This is a genomic window from Curtobacterium sp. PsM8, from assembly GCF_030433875.1.
Classification (GTDB): Bacteria; Actinomycetota; Actinomycetes; order Actinomycetales; family Microbacteriaceae; genus Curtobacterium.
This window is the reverse complement of record NZ_JARUXD010000007.1, coordinates 1-14,970: the sequence shown is the minus strand read 5'-3', so window position 1 is coordinate 14,970 and position 14,970 is coordinate 1. Positions and strand designations below refer to the sequence as shown.

Annotated in this window: 16 protein-coding genes; 11 read left to right on the top strand and 5 right to left on the bottom strand. The window is 73.6% G+C overall.

Annotated features, from left to right (window positions below; genetic code table 11):
- Positions 1-41 precede the first annotated feature (41 nt).
- The 6 genes from QCD68_RS02610 (at position 42) to QCD68_RS02585 (ending at position 6,075) form a co-directional block, all read left to right on the top strand.
- On the top strand, positions 42-992 hold the full coding sequence (locus QCD68_RS02610; protein ID WP_301221913.1) for an alpha/beta fold hydrolase: 951 nt from the start codon (positions 42-44) through the stop codon (positions 990-992).
- Between the two features lie 132 nt (positions 993-1,124).
- Positions 1,125-2,624 carry an ABC transporter substrate-binding protein gene (locus tag QCD68_RS02605; protein ID WP_301221912.1) on the top strand — a complete coding sequence of 500 codons (1,500 nt, stop codon included), beginning with the start codon at positions 1,125-1,127 and terminating at the stop codon, positions 2,622-2,624.
- A 10-nt stretch (positions 2,625-2,634) separates the two neighbouring features.
- Positions 2,635-3,588: an ABC transporter permease gene (locus QCD68_RS02600; protein WP_301221911.1), complete on the top strand. Its 954-nt coding sequence runs from the start codon at positions 2,635-2,637 to the stop codon at positions 3,586-3,588.
- A complete protein-coding gene (locus QCD68_RS02595) occupies positions 3,585-4,481 on the top strand; it encodes an ABC transporter permease (RefSeq protein ID WP_301221910.1) in 897 nt (298 codons plus the stop codon). Before QCD68_RS02600 ends, QCD68_RS02595 begins: the two co-directional genes overlap by 4 nt.
- Positions 4,478-5,278 (top strand): ABC transporter ATP-binding protein, encoded by an 801-nt coding sequence (locus QCD68_RS02590; RefSeq protein ID WP_301221909.1) that lies wholly within the window; start codon positions 4,478-4,480, stop codon positions 5,276-5,278. The genes QCD68_RS02595 and QCD68_RS02590 overlap by 4 nt, the downstream gene beginning before the upstream one ends.
- A complete protein-coding gene (locus tag QCD68_RS02585; protein ID WP_301221908.1) occupies positions 5,275-6,075 on the top strand; it encodes an ABC transporter ATP-binding protein in 801 nt (266 codons plus the stop codon). The genes QCD68_RS02590 and QCD68_RS02585 overlap by 4 nt, the downstream gene beginning before the upstream one ends.
- A gap of 157 nt (positions 6,076-6,232) precedes the next feature.
- Here the strand turns inward: QCD68_RS02585 and QCD68_RS02580 are convergent, their stop codons facing one another.
- The 3 genes from QCD68_RS02580 to QCD68_RS02570 are packed head-to-tail and all read right to left on the bottom strand — an operon-like array spanning position 6,233 to position 8,562.
- Positions 6,233-7,672: an amidase gene (locus QCD68_RS02580; RefSeq protein ID WP_301221907.1), complete on the bottom strand. Its 1,440-nt coding sequence runs from the start codon at positions 7,670-7,672 to the stop codon at positions 6,233-6,235.
- Between the two features lie 9 nt (positions 7,673-7,681).
- The gene (locus QCD68_RS02575) at positions 7,682-7,897 is read right to left on the bottom strand and encodes a helix-turn-helix domain-containing protein (protein WP_221850352.1); all 216 of its coding nucleotides are present in this window, start codon (positions 7,895-7,897) and stop codon (positions 7,682-7,684) included.
- Positions 7,897-8,562: a hypothetical protein gene (locus tag QCD68_RS02570; RefSeq protein WP_301221906.1), complete on the bottom strand. Its 666-nt coding sequence runs from the start codon at positions 8,560-8,562 to the stop codon at positions 7,897-7,899. The genes QCD68_RS02575 and QCD68_RS02570 overlap by 1 nt, the downstream gene beginning before the upstream one ends.
- A gap of 89 nt (positions 8,563-8,651) precedes the next feature.
- Here QCD68_RS02570 and QCD68_RS02565 point away from each other — a divergent pair, with 89 nt between their 5' ends.
- Entirely contained in the window at positions 8,652-9,413 is a 762-nt protein-coding gene (locus tag QCD68_RS02565; protein WP_301221905.1) for a hypothetical protein, read from the top strand.
- On the opposite strand, the gene QCD68_RS02560 is transcribed toward QCD68_RS02565, so the two are convergent.
- A complete protein-coding gene (locus QCD68_RS02560) occupies positions 9,410-10,405 on the bottom strand; it encodes an NAD-dependent epimerase/dehydratase family protein (RefSeq protein WP_301221904.1) in 996 nt (331 codons plus the stop codon). The genes QCD68_RS02565 and QCD68_RS02560 overlap by 4 nt on opposite strands.
- A 102-nt stretch (positions 10,406-10,507) precedes the next feature.
- On the opposite strand from QCD68_RS02560, the gene QCD68_RS02555 reads away from it, so the two are divergent.
- Both QCD68_RS02555 and QCD68_RS02550 read left to right on the top strand, forming a co-directional pair.
- The gene (locus QCD68_RS02555) at positions 10,508-12,172 is read left to right on the top strand and encodes an ABC-F family ATP-binding cassette domain-containing protein (RefSeq protein WP_221850356.1); all 1,665 of its coding nucleotides are present in this window, start codon (positions 10,508-10,510) and stop codon (positions 12,170-12,172) included.
- Between the two features lie 67 nt (positions 12,173-12,239).
- Entirely contained in the window at positions 12,240-12,719 is a 480-nt protein-coding gene (locus QCD68_RS02550) for a tetratricopeptide repeat protein (protein ID WP_253467915.1), read from the top strand.
- Between the two features lie 18 nt (positions 12,720-12,737).
- Here the strand turns inward: QCD68_RS02550 and QCD68_RS02545 are convergent, their stop codons facing one another.
- Positions 12,738-13,340: a TetR/AcrR family transcriptional regulator gene (locus tag QCD68_RS02545; protein ID WP_301221903.1), complete on the bottom strand. Its 603-nt coding sequence runs from the start codon at positions 13,338-13,340 to the stop codon at positions 12,738-12,740.
- Positions 13,341-13,445: 105 nt separating this feature from the next.
- Here QCD68_RS02545 and QCD68_RS02540 point away from each other — a divergent pair, with 105 nt between their 5' ends.
- Positions 13,446-14,396: an alpha/beta hydrolase family protein gene (locus QCD68_RS02540; RefSeq protein WP_301221902.1), complete on the top strand. Its 951-nt coding sequence runs from the start codon at positions 13,446-13,448 to the stop codon at positions 14,394-14,396.
- Positions 14,397-14,431: 35 nt separating this feature from the next.
- Positions 14,432-14,970 (top strand): DUF998 domain-containing protein (locus tag QCD68_RS02535; RefSeq protein ID WP_301221901.1); only part of this gene is annotated, 539 nt, incomplete at its 3' end.

Genomic DNA, 14,970 nt, shown 5'->3' with positions numbered 1-14,970 from the left:
CCTAAGGAGAACAGGGCGCGTCGCACTGCGACACTGGTCGGGTGTCCGAGCACGATGACGAATTCGCCGACGTCCCCGCCCTGGCGGCCGCGAGCGGCGTGACCGAGCCGCTGCGCGCCTCCCGGCAGGAGGTCCCGACCGACGGTGGGACGGTCTCCGCGATCCGCTGGTCGCGGACCCCTCCGCCGGCTCCCGGACGGGAGGCCCGGATCACCTACCTGCACGGGCTCGGCATCGACGCCCACAGCTTCGACCAGACCGCGATCGCGGTCGACCAGCCGGCCGTCGCGCTGGACCTGCCCGGCCACGGCCGGTCGGCCTGGCGGGCGGACGCGGACTACGCGGCGACCGCGACGGCACCGACCGTCCTCGCCGCCCTGGACGCCCTGGACGTGCCGCCGGGGCTGGTCGTCGGACACTCGCTCGGCGCGATCCTGTCGGCACGACTGGCTGCCCTCGCGCCGGAGCGGGTCACCGGCCTCGTGCTCGTCGACATGTCGCCGGACTTCGCGCAGCGGGCGGTCGACCGGATCGCCCGGGCGCTGGAGTCCGAGGAGTCGTTCGGCAGCCTCGACGAGGTCGTCGATCGGGCGATCGCGGCCCGGGTCGGCGGGGACGAGGCGACGCTCCGCCGCGAAGCACGGCACTCCACGCGGGTCGGCGCGGACGGTCGACTCGTCCGGCGACACCACTTCCCGCACCTCGGCGGCCGGATGTCGTCCGTCGGGCGGTTCGCGGACGCGTGGCCGGACCTCGAGCAGCTCGACGTGCCGCTGCTGCTCGTCCGGGGTGACCGGGGGTACGTCTCCCCCAAGCTGCACCAGGCGTTCGCCGAGCGGTTGCCGAGCGCGACGATCGTCACCGTGGAGTCGCGGCACGCCGTGCAGACGCAGGCTCCGTTGCCGCTCGCCCGGGCGATCCGGGAATGGGCGAGCACGCACGCGTTGTTGGATGGCGTCGAAGAACCCCCTGCGACTTCGTCCGAGACCTGACACCGCCGACGCCCGAGCGCCCGGTAGCCTCGTCCGAGCGCCGCCGACGACCGTCGTCCCGGCGCCTCCGATCCGGCCCTGCACCGGATCGATCCGGCCCCCGACGGGGTCGGCTCCGGGAAGGAACCCAGCATGCGTCCGCTCCACCGCACCGCCCTCGCCGCGGCAGCCCTCGCCGTCGCGACCTCGGTCGCCCTGGCCGGCTGCTCCGGCGGCTCCGACGACACCCGCGGCGGCGCCGACGCGACGGTCCGGGTCGGCCTGGTGCTCGAACCGACGAGCCTCGACATCCGCACCCAGAGCGGGAACGCCCTGGACCAGGTGCTCATCGACAACGTCTACCAGGGGCTCGTCGGGCGGACCGCGGACGGGGAGGTCCGTGACGTGCTGGCGTCGTCACACCAGGTCTCCGGCGACGGCCTGACCTACACGTTCACGCTCCGCGACGGGGCGACGTTCCAGGACGGCAAGCCGGTCACCGCGAAGGACGTCGTCTGGTCGCTCGAGGACGTCAAGGCGCACGAGTCCTACGTCGACGCGGACGACCTCGCGTCGGTGCAGACCATCGCAGCGACCGGGGACGACACCGTCACCCTGACGCTGTCGAAGCCGGACTCGGACCTGCTCTGGAACCTCACCGGCCGGGCCGGGCTGGTCCTCGAGCAGGCAGCGGACAACGACCGGACGAAGACCGCGAACGGCACCGGGCCCTTCGAGGTCGCCAGCTGGAAGCAGGGCGACTCGCTCACCTTCCGCCGGAACCCGGACTACTGGGGCGCGAAGGCGAAGGTGGCGAAGGTCGTCTTCCGGTACATCACCGACCCGTCGACGGCCGTCAACGCGATGGCCGGCGGGGACCTCGACGTCGAGACCGCGGTCGACGGCACGCTGAAGAGCCAGCTGCAGGGCACCTCCGGCGTGACGCTGCACACCGGCAAGACGACCGACAAGTACACGCTGGCCTTCAACGACCAGAAGGCGCCCTTCACCGACGTCCGCGTCCGCCGGGCGATCCGGCAGGCAATCGACCCGAAGGCCGTCATCAAGGCCATCGGTGGCGGCGGGGTGGAGCAGGGCGGTCCGATCCCCGCCCTCGACCCCGGCTACCAGGACCTGACCGACGTCGACGCGTACGACCCCGCAGCGGCGAAGAAGCTCCTGCAGCAGGCCGGCGTGACGAAGCCGACGCTGACCCTGACCTACGCCAACGTGTACCCGACGGCGATCGGTGACGTCCTGACCTCCGAGCTGGCCGACGTCGGCATCACGCTCAAGGTGCAGCGCGTGGACTTCGCGACCTGGCTCGACTCGGTCTTCAAGAACAAGGACTTCGACCTCAGCATGGTGAACCACACCGAGGCGCGGGACTTCGGCAACTGGGCGAACCCGGACTACTACTTCGGGTACGACAACGCCGAGGTCCAGCGGCTCTACGCGGCCTCGGTCGCCACCACCGACCAGACCGAGAAGGTGCGGGCCCTGCAGCAGGCGGCGAAGATCGTCAGCGAGGACGCGGCGGCTGAGTGGCTCTACACGGCGACCACCACGACCGCGATCCGCGACGGCGTCACCGGGTTCCCGTTCGACAGCACCACGACCCGCCTGGACCTGGCGGACCTCGCCGTCTCGTAGCATCGGACTCGTGACCCGATTCCTCGTCGGGCGGGTGCTCCTGCTCGCCGTCGGACTGCTCGTGGCGAGCTTGATCGTCTTCGCGACGCTCCGTGTGCTCCCCGGCGACGTCGCGCAGGTCGTCGCCGGCGCCGAGGCGACGCCCGCCCAGGTCGCCGCGCTCCGTGAGCAGCTCGGGCTCGACCGTCCCGTCGTGCTGCAGTACCTCGACTGGATCGGCGGCCTGTTCCGCGGTGACCTCGGCAACTCCCTGGTCACCCGGGGCCCGGTCGCCCCGGAGATCGCGCAGAAGCTCGCGGTGACGCTGCCCCTCGCCGGCATGTCCCTGGCCGCCGCACTGCTCATCGGCGTCCCACTCGGGATCCTGGCCGCAGTGCTCCGCCGCCGACCGGGAGGTGCAGTGATCTCCGCCGCCGCGCAGGCCGTCGCTGCGATCCCGGTCGTCTGGGCCGGCATGCTGCTCGTCGCCCTGTTCGCGGTGACGCTGCACTGGCTGCCCGTGCAGGGCTTCCCGCTCGACGGCTGGGACACCCCCGACCGGGCGTTCGCCGCCCTCGTGCTCCCCGCGTTGACCATCGGTGCGGTCGAGGGGGCCGTCATCCTCCGCTTCACCCGGTCCGCGACGCTGTCCGTCCTGGACGCCGACCACGTCCGGACCGCCGCGGCGATCGGCCTGACGAAGAACCGTGCCCTCCTCCGCCACGGCCTGCCGAGCGTCGCACTGACCGTGCTCGCCGTCCTCGGGGTGCAGATCGCCGGACTGCTGGTGGGCGCGGTCGTCGTCGAGCAGCTGTTCTCGCTGCCCGGGGTCGGCCGCATGCTCGTCACCGACGTCGGCCGCCGCGACATCACGAAGGTGCAGTCCGAACTGCTCGTGCTCACCGGACTCGTGCTGCTCGTCGGGTTCGCCGTCGACGTGCTGCACCGTGTGCTCGACCCCCGGCAGCGCGAGGCCGCGTCGTGACCGCGCTCCGCCGACTGCTCCGGACCCCGACCGGACTGTTCGCCGTCGTCGTCCTGGGGCTGCTCGTCGTGCTGGCCGCGGTGTCGCTCGTCTGGACACCCGAGAACCCGTTCCGCACCGACCCGTTCCACCAGTGGGAGCGACCGAGCGCCGCGCACTGGTTCGGCACCGACGGGGTCGGCCGCGACATCGCAAGCTACCTGCTCGCCGGCACCCGGACCACGCTCGTCGTCGCGGTCGGCGCCGGGGTCATCGCGAGCGTCGTCGGCATCGTCCTCACCGCGATCGGCTCCCTCACCGCCCGCTGGGTCCGCGAAGCCACCGCGGTGTTCCTCGACGTCCTGGTCGCCTTCCCCACCCTGCTCACCGCGATGCTCCTCACCGCGGTGTACGGCGGGTCGCTCGGCGTCGTCGTGGTCTCCGTCGGGCTGGCGTTCGGCGTCACCATCGCCCGGGTCGCCCGCGGTGAGATCCGCCGCATCGCCCGGAGTGACTACGTCGTCGCGGCCCGGGCGTCCGGGGTCGGCCCGCTCGGCGTGCTGTTCCGCCACCTGGTGCCGAACGCGGCGCCGCTGTTCACCGTGCAGCTCTCGCTCGCGATGGCGACCGCGGTCCTCGCCGAGGCCGGACTGTCCTACCTGGGCTACGGCGCCGACGCGGGGACGGCCTCGTGGGGTCGGCTGCTGTCCGACCTGCAGACCTACATCGGCGTGCACCCGTGGAGTGCGACCTGGCCGGGTGCGGCGATCGCGATCGTCGTGATGGCGCTGTCGCTGCTCGGCGACGCCGTCCGGGACGCCACCGACCCGCGGCTGACGACGAGCCGGCGGTGGCCGGACGCGGCCAGCGCGACCGGCACGGGCACGGTCACCGGGACGGAGGGCATCGCATGAGCGACGAGACGGCAGCGCCCGGCCTCGACGTCCGCGGGTTGACGGTCCGGATCGCGGGGCGGACGGTGCTCGACGACGTGACGTTCGCCGTGCCTCCCGGCCGACGCGTCGGCGTGATCGGCGCGTCCGGGTCGGGGAAGTCGATGACCTCGCTCGCCCTGATGGGCCTGGAGCCCGCCGGGGCGACGGTCACCGGCAGCATCCGCCTGGACGGCCGGGAACTCGTCGGGCTGCCCGACCGCGAACGTGCCCGGACCCGCGGTGCGGCGATAGCGATGGTGTTCCAGGAGCCGGGTACCGCGCTCGACCCGCTCCGCCGGGTCGGCAAGCAGATCGTCGAGCCGCTCCGGCTGCACCGCGGCCTGGACCGGCGCGCCGCTGCCGAGGCCGCCGTCGGACTCGCCCGGGACGTCGGCCTGCCCGACCCGGAACTGCTGCTCCGGCAGTACCCGCATCAACTGTCCGGTGGGCAGCGGCAGCGGATCTGCATCGCGATGGCGATGGCCGGCGAGCCCGCGTTCCTGGTCGCGGACGAGCCGACCACGGCGCTCGACGTGACCACGCAGGCCCGGATCCTCGACCTGTTCGAGTCGCTGACGGCCTCCCGGGGTACCGGCATGCTGTTCGTGACGCACGACCTGGCGGTGCTGTCGCGGATCGCGGACACGGCGGTCGTCCTCGAGGCCGGGCGCGTCGTCGAGCAGGGCCGCGTCGCCGACCTGCTCGCCACGCCCGGGCACCCCGCCACCGCGGCGCTCGTCGAGGCGGCGCGCGCCACCGCCAGGAGGACCTCGTGACCGACCCCGACCCCACCGCGCCGGCACTGGTCGGCACGGACCTCCGCCGCACGTACCGGCTACCCCGCCGCAGCCCGTTCGAGCCCGGCGCGGTCCGCACCGCCGTCGACGGCGTCGACCTGACCGTCCCGGCCGGATCACGGCTCGGGATCGTCGGCGAGTCCGGGTCCGGCAAGTCGACGCTCGTCCGCCTCCTCGCCGGACTGGAGGCTCCCACCACCGGCACCGTGCACGCGTCGGGCCGCCCCGTGGACGCGCGGGCATCGGCTGCGTCCTCGCGCTGGTTCCGTCGGGAGACCGGCATCGTGTTCCAGGACCCGGTCGCCTCACTCGACCCGCGGATGCGCGTCGGGGCGATCGTCGCCGAACCGCTCCGGGCGCTCCGGGTCGCCGGCGACCACCGGGCGATGGTGGCTGCCGTCCTGGAACGGGTGGACCTGCCCGCGGACGCCGCCGACCGGTACCCGCACGAGTTCTCGGGAGGGCAGCGGCAGCGGATCGCGATCGCTCGCGCGGTGGTGCATCGGCCGCGGATCCTGTTCGGGGACGAGCCGATGAGCGCCCTCGACGTCGTGGTCCGCGCTCGGGTGATCGACCTGTTCCGCTCGTTCGTCGACGACCTCGGGGCGACGCTCGTGCTCGTGTCGCACGACATCGGCGTGGTGCAGCGGCTGTGCGACACCGTCGCGGTGATGTCGGCGGGGCGGATCGTCGAGCACGGCCCGGTGTCCCTGCTCGACGCGCCGACGCACGAGGTCACGCGGGCCCTGGTCGCGGCGGCGCCGACGCTGCCGTAGGGCCGGGCGCGCGGGGTTCGGGCGACCGGTCACGACACCCCGCTCACCTCCGCCGACCGGTCACGAACCGTCGGGAACGCCGCCCCAGAACGACGACTCGTGACCACTCGGCGGCAGGACCCGGGCGCGCCGGACAGACGGAGTCCGGCCGCCCGCGCTACCAGCCGTCCGGGTGGCGCCGCTGCCAGCGCAGTCGGCGCTCGAGCTGCGCCCCGATCGCCAGGAGCACCCGCTCCCCACCCGGGCGTCCGATGAGCTGCACGCCCATCGGCAGTCCCGCGCCGTCCGGGTGCCCCTCGCCGGTGACCCCGACGGGCAGGGTGATCGCGGGCAACCCCGACACGTTCGCCATCGACGTCCAGGGCGAGTACGCGCACTGACGGCGGAAGTCCTCCTCCGGGTCGTCGCCGTACCACCCGAGGGGCCGCGGAGTCATCGCGAGCGTCGGGGTGAGGACGGCGTCGAACCGGTCGAACGCCCGGATGAGCGCGACCGAGAACGCGTCGAGTCCGGCCATCGCGTCGAGCACCTGCGTGCTCGTGAGCGACCGCCCGCGCTCGACCAGCCAGGCGACGAGCGGTGTCAGGGCCGACAGGTCGATCCCCGGGATCCGGGCGATGCCGGCGCCGGAGGACTCCCATGCCACCTGGAACGGCTCGGCGTACGGCAGTCGGGGCATCATCACGTCCTCGACCCCGTGTCCGACCTCGCCGAGCACGCGGACGGCGGTGTCCACGGCCTCCCGCGCGGCCGGGTCGACGACCACGTCCACGAAGTCGTCCCACGGCGAGCCCTCGAGCAGACCGACGACGAAGCGCCCCTCGCCCCGGACGGCCGCCGCGGTGAAGGGCCCGTCGCCGACGTCGGGCGTCACGAGCGCGTACGGCTGCCGCTCCGGCACCCCGGTCGGTGCGACGAGTGCATCGAGCAGCATCCCCGCGTCGGCGACGGTCCGGGTGAGCGGCCCGGCGACGGCGAGTCCGCCCAGTCCGGCACGCCCGGGCATCGACGGCACGCGACCTCGGCTCGGCTTCAGTCCCACCAGGCCGGTTGCGGCCGCAGGGATCCGCACCGAGCCGCCGCCGTCCGACCCGACGGCCGCCGGCAGCAGTCCGGCCGCGACGGCCACAGCGGCGCCGCTCGACGACCCGCCCGGGGCGCGCGTGGTGTCGTACGGGTTCCGGGTGGTGCCGAAGCGTGTCTCGGAGGACGACGACATCCCGAACTCCGGGGTCGCCGTCTTGCCCAGGCTGATCGCCCCGGCGTCGTCGAGCGCCGCGACGAGCGGATGGTCGGCCGCCGCCGGGTCCCCCGGCAGGGCGAGCGTCCCGGACCGGGTGGGCACCCCGCGACGGTCCGTCAGGTCCTTGTCCGCGGACGGGAGGCCCCACAACGGCCGCGACGTCGGCACCAGGTCGCCGAGGTGGTCGGCCCGGGCACGCGCGGCCTCGGCGGTGACGGCCACGAACGCGCCGAGCTCGGGGTCGAGCCGCTCGATGCGGGCGAGGTAGTGGTCGGTGAGCTCGCGGGCGGTGGTGTCGCCGCGGCGGATCCAGTCCCAGAGTTCCTGCGCCGACAGGTGGTGGAGTTCGAACACGGACCGAGCCTAGGCCGACGCGTCCGGCACCTGTGTGAGGAGCTCCCCGACCTGGCAGCCGAGTGCGACGCAGATCGCTTCGAGCGTGCTGAAGCGGACCGCCTTCGCGTGCCCGTTCTTGAGGATCGAGAGGTTCACGGTGCTCACCCCGACCCGTTCGGAGAGGTCGACGAGCGTCATCCCACGCGCCAGCAGCAGTTCGTCGAGTCGGCAGACGATCGCCATCAGACCAGTCCGGACGAGTCGTCCCGGTACCCGGCGGCCGTCCGGAAGACCGCCGCGAGGGCGGACAGTCCGGCTGCGGCGACGAGCGGCCAGAACGGGGCGCCCAGGTCCCCGCCGTGGCCGGTGTACGTGCCGAGGAACTCGGGCAGCGCCCCGGCGATCGACGGCTGCGTCAGCTCGCTCGCGGTCTGCAGGACCGAGGCAGCCTCGAACCCCGCGAACACGATGACCGCGAGCGTCGTGAGCGCGCGTGAGCAGGTTCGGGCGAACGGACGCCCGTCCCCGATGCTGCGGGTCACGAGCAGCAGGCAGACCGCGATCCCGCCCGCGGTGAGGACGGTGACGAGGTCGCTCAGGTCGTGCAGCACGATCGTCGAGGCCGGGAGGTCCTCCACCCGTCCGACCATCTCGGTCACCGCCGGCGTCGTCCCGGCCACGACCCTTGCCCCGTCGACAGGCGCCCCCGACGGGCGGGCGACCGGCATCTCGAGCGTCCAGGTCCAGTCGATGCCGGTCGTCCGGTGCGCGAGCTGGTCGATCATCCCGGCGATGATGAACCACGCACGGACGGCAGCGACCACGATCATGCCGAGGGAGACGACGAACACGAAGCTGACGGAGCTCTTCTGACGGAGCGCAGCGGCGCGCTCATCGGGGATCGACATGCGGCGAGCATAACGACTTTCGTTGCGCCACGGCGACCCTGACGATGTTCGCGGTTGACCGGCTACCCGGTCAGGACCAGGCTCGGCGCATGGACCATGGCGGAAGGCTCAGCGCGGACGCGCCCGATCCGATGCTCGAGTGGCTGAAGACGATCCGGACACTGGGGTTCGGCGTCGCCGGGCTCGTCGCGCAGCCGCACCTCGAGGATCTGGGCGCCGCCGGGCTCATGACCGGCGAGTCCGGCGGCCGGATCGAGCGTGCGACCGCGTCTCGCCACTACACGCTCTGGCGGAACCCCGCGGACCACGGCGATCCGGTGAACCTGGCGGCGATGGACGACGATCGCCGGCGGTCCCTCGACCAGGTGCCGCCCTGGCCCCGTCCGGCTTGGCTCGTCGCCCGCGTCGAGCGGCTGCACTACCCGATGCTGTGGGAAGTCGTGCAGACGCACTGGACGGCGCCCGGCGGGACTCGTCCGACACCGGCCGAGGAGCTCGTGCAGCACGTGCGGTACGTCCTGATGAACCGGTACCGCGACGAACACGGCATCCCGGACCCGACCGAGCACCCGTGGCCGACCCTGGTCGACGAGCGCAGCGTCCAGTCCGGACACCCGGTCCTGGTCGACGGCGTCGAGCGCCCGGGCCTGCTCCTCGACACGGACCCCTTCGTGCTCGGCCTGGCGATCGAGCTCGACGACGGGCGGGTCGTGACGGCAGTGCTCCCCCGCGATGAACTGCCCCTGCTCACCGTCGCCTTCGACTCGGCAGCACCCCTCGAGCCAGGAACAGGAGCAGCACCGGACTCAGACCCGATCCCAGGCCCTGTGCCCACTCCCGAGGCGCGCTAGCCCGGACGGACCACGTCGAGCACCCGCCGCTCCTCCGCGTCGGTGAGCCCCGATCGCCGCACCCGCCCCACCCCTCGGGCCCGCTCGTCCTCGACGACACGCCGCACCGTCTCGGCGAGCGGCCGGACCGTCCCGCCGGCCGCCAGGAACGCCCGACCGGCCCGCCGGGCGAACCCCACCTCGCCGACCGGGATCCACAGCGGCAGCGAGGCGGGGCCTGCCCAGTAGGCGACCCCCTGCTCGAGGAGGGTGTCGTCGTCGACGGCCACGAGCCTCCCGTCGAACCCGGTCGCGGCCCGGACCTCGTCGAGGAACGCCCGCATCGACGCGCTCGGTCCGACGGCGTCGACGGTCCCGACCGTGCCCGCCCGCCCGGCGCGGACGATCCACTCCGCCAGGTCCGTGACGTCGACGACCTGCACGGCGCGGCCCTCCAGGACCGGCGTCACGACGTCGCCGCCGCGGTCGAGCCGGGCGGCCCAGTAGCCGAACCGGTCGCTCGGGTCGCCGGGTCCGACGATGAGCCCGGGGCGGACCACGAGCGCGTCTGTCCCCCGCACCCGCCGGGTCGCCCGCTCCCCCGCGACCTTCGCGTCGGCGTACGGCGTCGGGTCGACCGGGTCGACCGGCTCGACCGGCTCGACGGGCTCGACGACCGGCGCGTCCTCGTCGTCACCGGCCCGGTCGGTGCGGGCGTACACGGAGATCGTCGAGACGAACGTCCAGTGCGCGGTGCGGGCCGAGAGGGCCTCGAGCGCGCCCGTCACGTGCGCCGGATCGGTCGCCAACTCGACGACGTCGTCCCAGGCGTCGCCCACGCCGGAGTAGGCGTCAGCTGCCGAGCGGTCGGCCCGGACGAACCGTGCACCGGCCGGCGGCTCCCCCGACTCGCCTCGTGCCAGACACGTCACCTCGGAGCCGTCCCGCAGCGCCGCCTCGGCGACCGCCCGCCCCAACCACCCGGTCCCGCCCAGAACCAGCACGCGTCGCATGCCGTCAGTCTGGCAGCGCACCGGGCGGGAGGCACGGGACCGGGCCGCACCGTGCCTCCCGTCCGGTGCGTGCCCGGCCCGGCGAGGTGGGACGATGTGGGGATGACCGCCACGCTCGTCGCCAAGGGGCTCGCCGGCGGCTACGCCGCCCGCACGCTGTTCGACTCCCTCGACCTCACGGTCGCGCCCGGTGACGTGATCGGCGTCGTCGGCGTGAACGGCGCCGGCAAGTCGACCCTGCTGCGCCTGCTGGCCGGGGTCGACGAGCCGCTCGCCGGGACCGTGTCGCTGTCCCCGACGGACGCGTTCGTCGGCTGGCTGCCGCAGGAGCACGAGCGGGTCGCCGGCGAGACGGTCGCCGGGTACGTCGCCCGCCGGACCGGGTGTGCGGAGGCGGCGGCGGAGATGGACGCGACAGCCCTGGCCCTCGGCGAACCGGACGCCGGCGACGCCGCCGCGGACCGGTACTCGACCGCACTCGAACGCTGGCTCGCCTCGGGGGCCGCCGACCTCGACGAGCGGATGCCGGTGGTGCTCGCCGACCTCGGCCTGACCCTCGACGCCCCCGACGGCTCCGTGACGGCGGACTCGCTCATGACCTCGCTCTCCGGTGGTCAGGCGGCCCGGGTGGGGCTCGCGGCACTGCTGCTCTCACGCTTCGACATCGTGCTGCTCGACGAGCCGACGAACGACCTGGACCTGGACGGGCTGGACCGGCTCGAGGAGTTCGTGCGCGGCCTCCGCGGTGGGGTCGTTTTGGTCAGCCACGACCGCGAGTTCCTGGCGCGCTCGGTGACGGCGGTCCTCGAACTCGACCTGGCGCAGTCGTCGAACCGGCTGTTCGGCGGTGGCTACGACGCCTACCTCGAGGAACGCGAGATCGCTCGGCAGCACAAGCGCGACGCTTACGACGAGTTCGCCTCGACGAAGGCCGACCTGGTCTCCCGCGCCCGGACCCAGCGCGAGTGGTCCAGCCAGGGTGTGCGCAACGCGATGAAGAAGGCGCCGGACAACGACAAGATCCGCCGCAAGGCCGCGAGCGAGTCGAGCGAGAAACAGGCGCAGAAGGTCCGGCAGATGGAGTCGCGGATCGCCCGCCTGGACGAGGTCGAGGAGCCCCGCAAGGAGTGGCAGCTCGAGTTCACGATCGGCCAGGCACCGCGGTCCTCCGCCGTCGTCGCGACCCTGTCCGACGCCCGCTACGAGCAGGGCGACTTCACGCTCGGCCCGGTGTCGCTGCAGGTGAACGGCGGCGACCGGATCGGCATCACCGGCCCGAACGGTGCCGGCAAGTCGACGCTGCTGCGGGCGCTGCTCGGGCGACAGGAACCGACGAGCGGCACCGCGTCGATCGGGTCGAGCGTCGCCGTGGGCGAGGTCGACCAGGCCCGCTCGCTCTTCACGGGCACGGAGCCGCTCGCCGCGGTCTTCGAAGGGCTGGTCCCCGAGATGACGACGGCGGACGTCCGCACCCTGCTGGCGAAGTTCGGGCTGAAGGCGGACCACGTCGGGCGGGCCGCCGGTGAGCTCTCACCCGGCGAGCGGACCCGGGCCGGGCTGGCGCTCCTGCAGGCCCGCGGGGTGAACGTGCTCGTGCTCGACGAGCCGACGAACCACCTGGACCTCGTCGCGATCGAACAGCTGGAGCAGGCCCTCGAGACGTACGAGGGCACGCTGCTCCTGGTGACCCACGACCGGCGGATGCTCGACACCGTGCAGCTCGACCGGCAGTGGCGGGTCGAGGCCGGGCGGGTCACCGAGGGCTGACGGGGCACCGAAGGCTGACGGGCCAACGGTCCGGGATCGGGGCGCCCCCTAGGCTGGCGCGGTGGACATGACGGAGTGGCAGCAGCACGTCGACGCTCTCTGGGCCGACCCCGACGCCGACGGCGAACAGCGGATCGTCCGGATGCGGGAGCTGGCCGACGCCGCACCGCACCCGGCGCTCGGGGCCTTCGAGCTCGGCGGTGCGTACGACTCCGGCGGGCACGAGGTCGAGGCCGACGTCGAGTACAGCCGGGCCACCGCGGAGGGGCTGGGGACGGTCGACCCGATCCGTGCCGCTCAGATGGTGATCCAGCACGCGTCGACGCTCCGGAACCTGGGCCGGGTCGAGGACGCGATCACGATGCTCCGCGCAGCCCCCGCCCACCCGTCGATCGGCGACGCTCCGGCGGTGTTCCTCGCGCTCGCCCTGCACAGTGCCGGACGGAGCGACGAGGCGCTGCGGCTGGCCGTCGAGACGATCGAACCGGCCCTGCCGCGGTACAACCGGTCGGTGCGCGCCTACGCGGCAGCACTCACCGAGGACTGAGCGCCGGGAGCGCGGTGCTCACTCGCCCGGGACACCGACGAGCGCACCGGACACGTAGACCTGCACGGCCCGCTCGACGTCGAACTCCGGGTCGTCCGCCGTCCCGATGCACAGGTTCCCGACCCCGCGGAGCAGTTCGTAGCCGGTGACCCCCGCGCTGGTCGCCCGCCCCGGCACGGCGCTCCGCGCGGCGGTCAGCAGGTCGGTGCACACCGGCACGAGCCGGTCGACGAAGTACCGGTGCAGGGCGTCGGTCGCCTCGCCGTCGCCGTGCAGGGCGTCGGGCAGCCCGTGCTTCGTGACGAGGAAGTCGACGAACAGGGCGATCCACCGACGCAACGCCACGTCCGGGTCGGACGACTCGGCCAGGAGGCGCGGGCCCGCTTCCGCACACGCCTCCACCTGGTGGCGGTACACGGCCAGCACGAGGTCGGCTCGTGTCGGGAAGTGCCGGTAGACGGTGCCCACGCCGACCCCGGCCTCCGTCGCCACCGCCCGCACCGGAGCGTCGACGCCGGAGCGGACGAAGACCCGGGCGGCGGCCTCGAGCAGGGTCTCCTGGTTCCGGCGCGCGTCGCTGCGCTGCACCGGATCGGACGCGGCGGAACCGGGCTCGGGCATGTCGTCTCCTCGATGGTCGTTGCAAACGGAACAGCGTTCCGGTACTGTCCGGAACACCGCTCCGTTTCATCGTACGGCAGCGGGCACCCCTGTGGAAGGAACCCCGTGCCCACCTCGACCACCCCCGCCCTGGACCACCTGCTCGGCGACGGCACCCCCGTCCTCTCCGTCGCCCCCGTCACCCTCGACGCACCGGGCCGCCCGCTCCCCCTGCAGCTCCGCGTGTCCGCCCCGGCGACCGGCACGGACCTGCCCGTCGTGCTCTTCTCGCACGGCAACGGCCAACACCTCGACGCGTACGCACCCCTCGTCTCGTTCTGGGCGGCGCACGGGTTCGTCGTGGTGCAGCCGACACACCTCGACTCCCGTCGCAACGGCATCGGCTTCGACCACCCGCTCTTCCCGACGATCTGGTCCGAGCGCACCACGGACCTGGTCCGCGTGCTCGACCAACTCGACACCGTCGAGGCCGCCCTGCCCGGCCTGAGCGGACGCGTCGACCACAGCCGGATCGCCGCCTCCGGGCACTCCTGGGGCGGCCAGAGCGTGCAGAGCCTGCTCGGCGCGCGGGTCCTCGACGACGACGGACAGCCCGGCGAGGACCGACGGGAGGCCCGGATCACCGCCGGCGTCCTGCTCGCGGCCACCGGCGTGGCCGGCGACGACCTCGTCCCGTTCGCAGCCGAGCACTTCCCCTTCATGCGGCCGTCCTTCGCCGAACTGACGACCCCGACGCTCGTCGTGGCCGGCGACCACGACCAGTCGCAGATGTCGACCCGCGGCCCGGACTGGTTCACCGACGCCTACACGCAGAGCCCCGGCGCCACCGACCTGCTCGTCCTCCACGGTGGGGAGCACGGCCTCGGCGGGATCTCGGGCTACGAGGCAGCCGAGACCACCGACGAGGACCCGGAGCGCGTCGCCCTGGTGCAGCGTCTGACCACGGCGTACCTCCGCTCTGCACTCGATGCCGGTGACGACGTGTGGGAGCAGGCCCGGGCCTCCCTGCCGACGGGTCCGGACGCGTCGGCGACGATCGAGCACCGGGGTCGGTGACCACCGCGTGTCACCGACCGACTAGATTGGTCGGCATGCGACCACATCAGTCTGCCATTGCTGCTTCCTGCTGGATCGCGGCGGCGGCGCTCTACCTGGTCGCCGAGGCCGTCAGCGCCAGCGCGTTCCCGGGGTACTCGTACGCGACGAACTACATCAGCGACCTCGGCGTACCGGACACGGAGGTGTTCCAGGGGCGCGCGATCGACTCGCCACTCCACCTGCTCATGAACACCGCCTTCGTGCTGCACGGCGTGCTGTTCGTCGTGGCCGCGCTCGCTGCCCGGAGCCTGGCGGCGGGGCGACCAGCTGCGCGACGGTGGTTCACCGTCCTGGCGGTGGCGCACGGCGTCGGCATCGTCCTGGTCGGCCTCTTCCACGGCAGCCAGGCCTCGGTCGAGAACGGTCTCGTGGTCCTGCACGTCCTGGGGGCCGCGGTGGCGATCACCGCGGGCAACACCGCGGCCGTCGTCGCCGGTGCCGTGGGGGGGGGGGGGGCGCCGCGGCCGCCCGCCCCCCGCGGGGCGGGGGGGGGGGGGGGGGGGGGGGGGGGGGGGGGGGGGGGGGGGGGGGG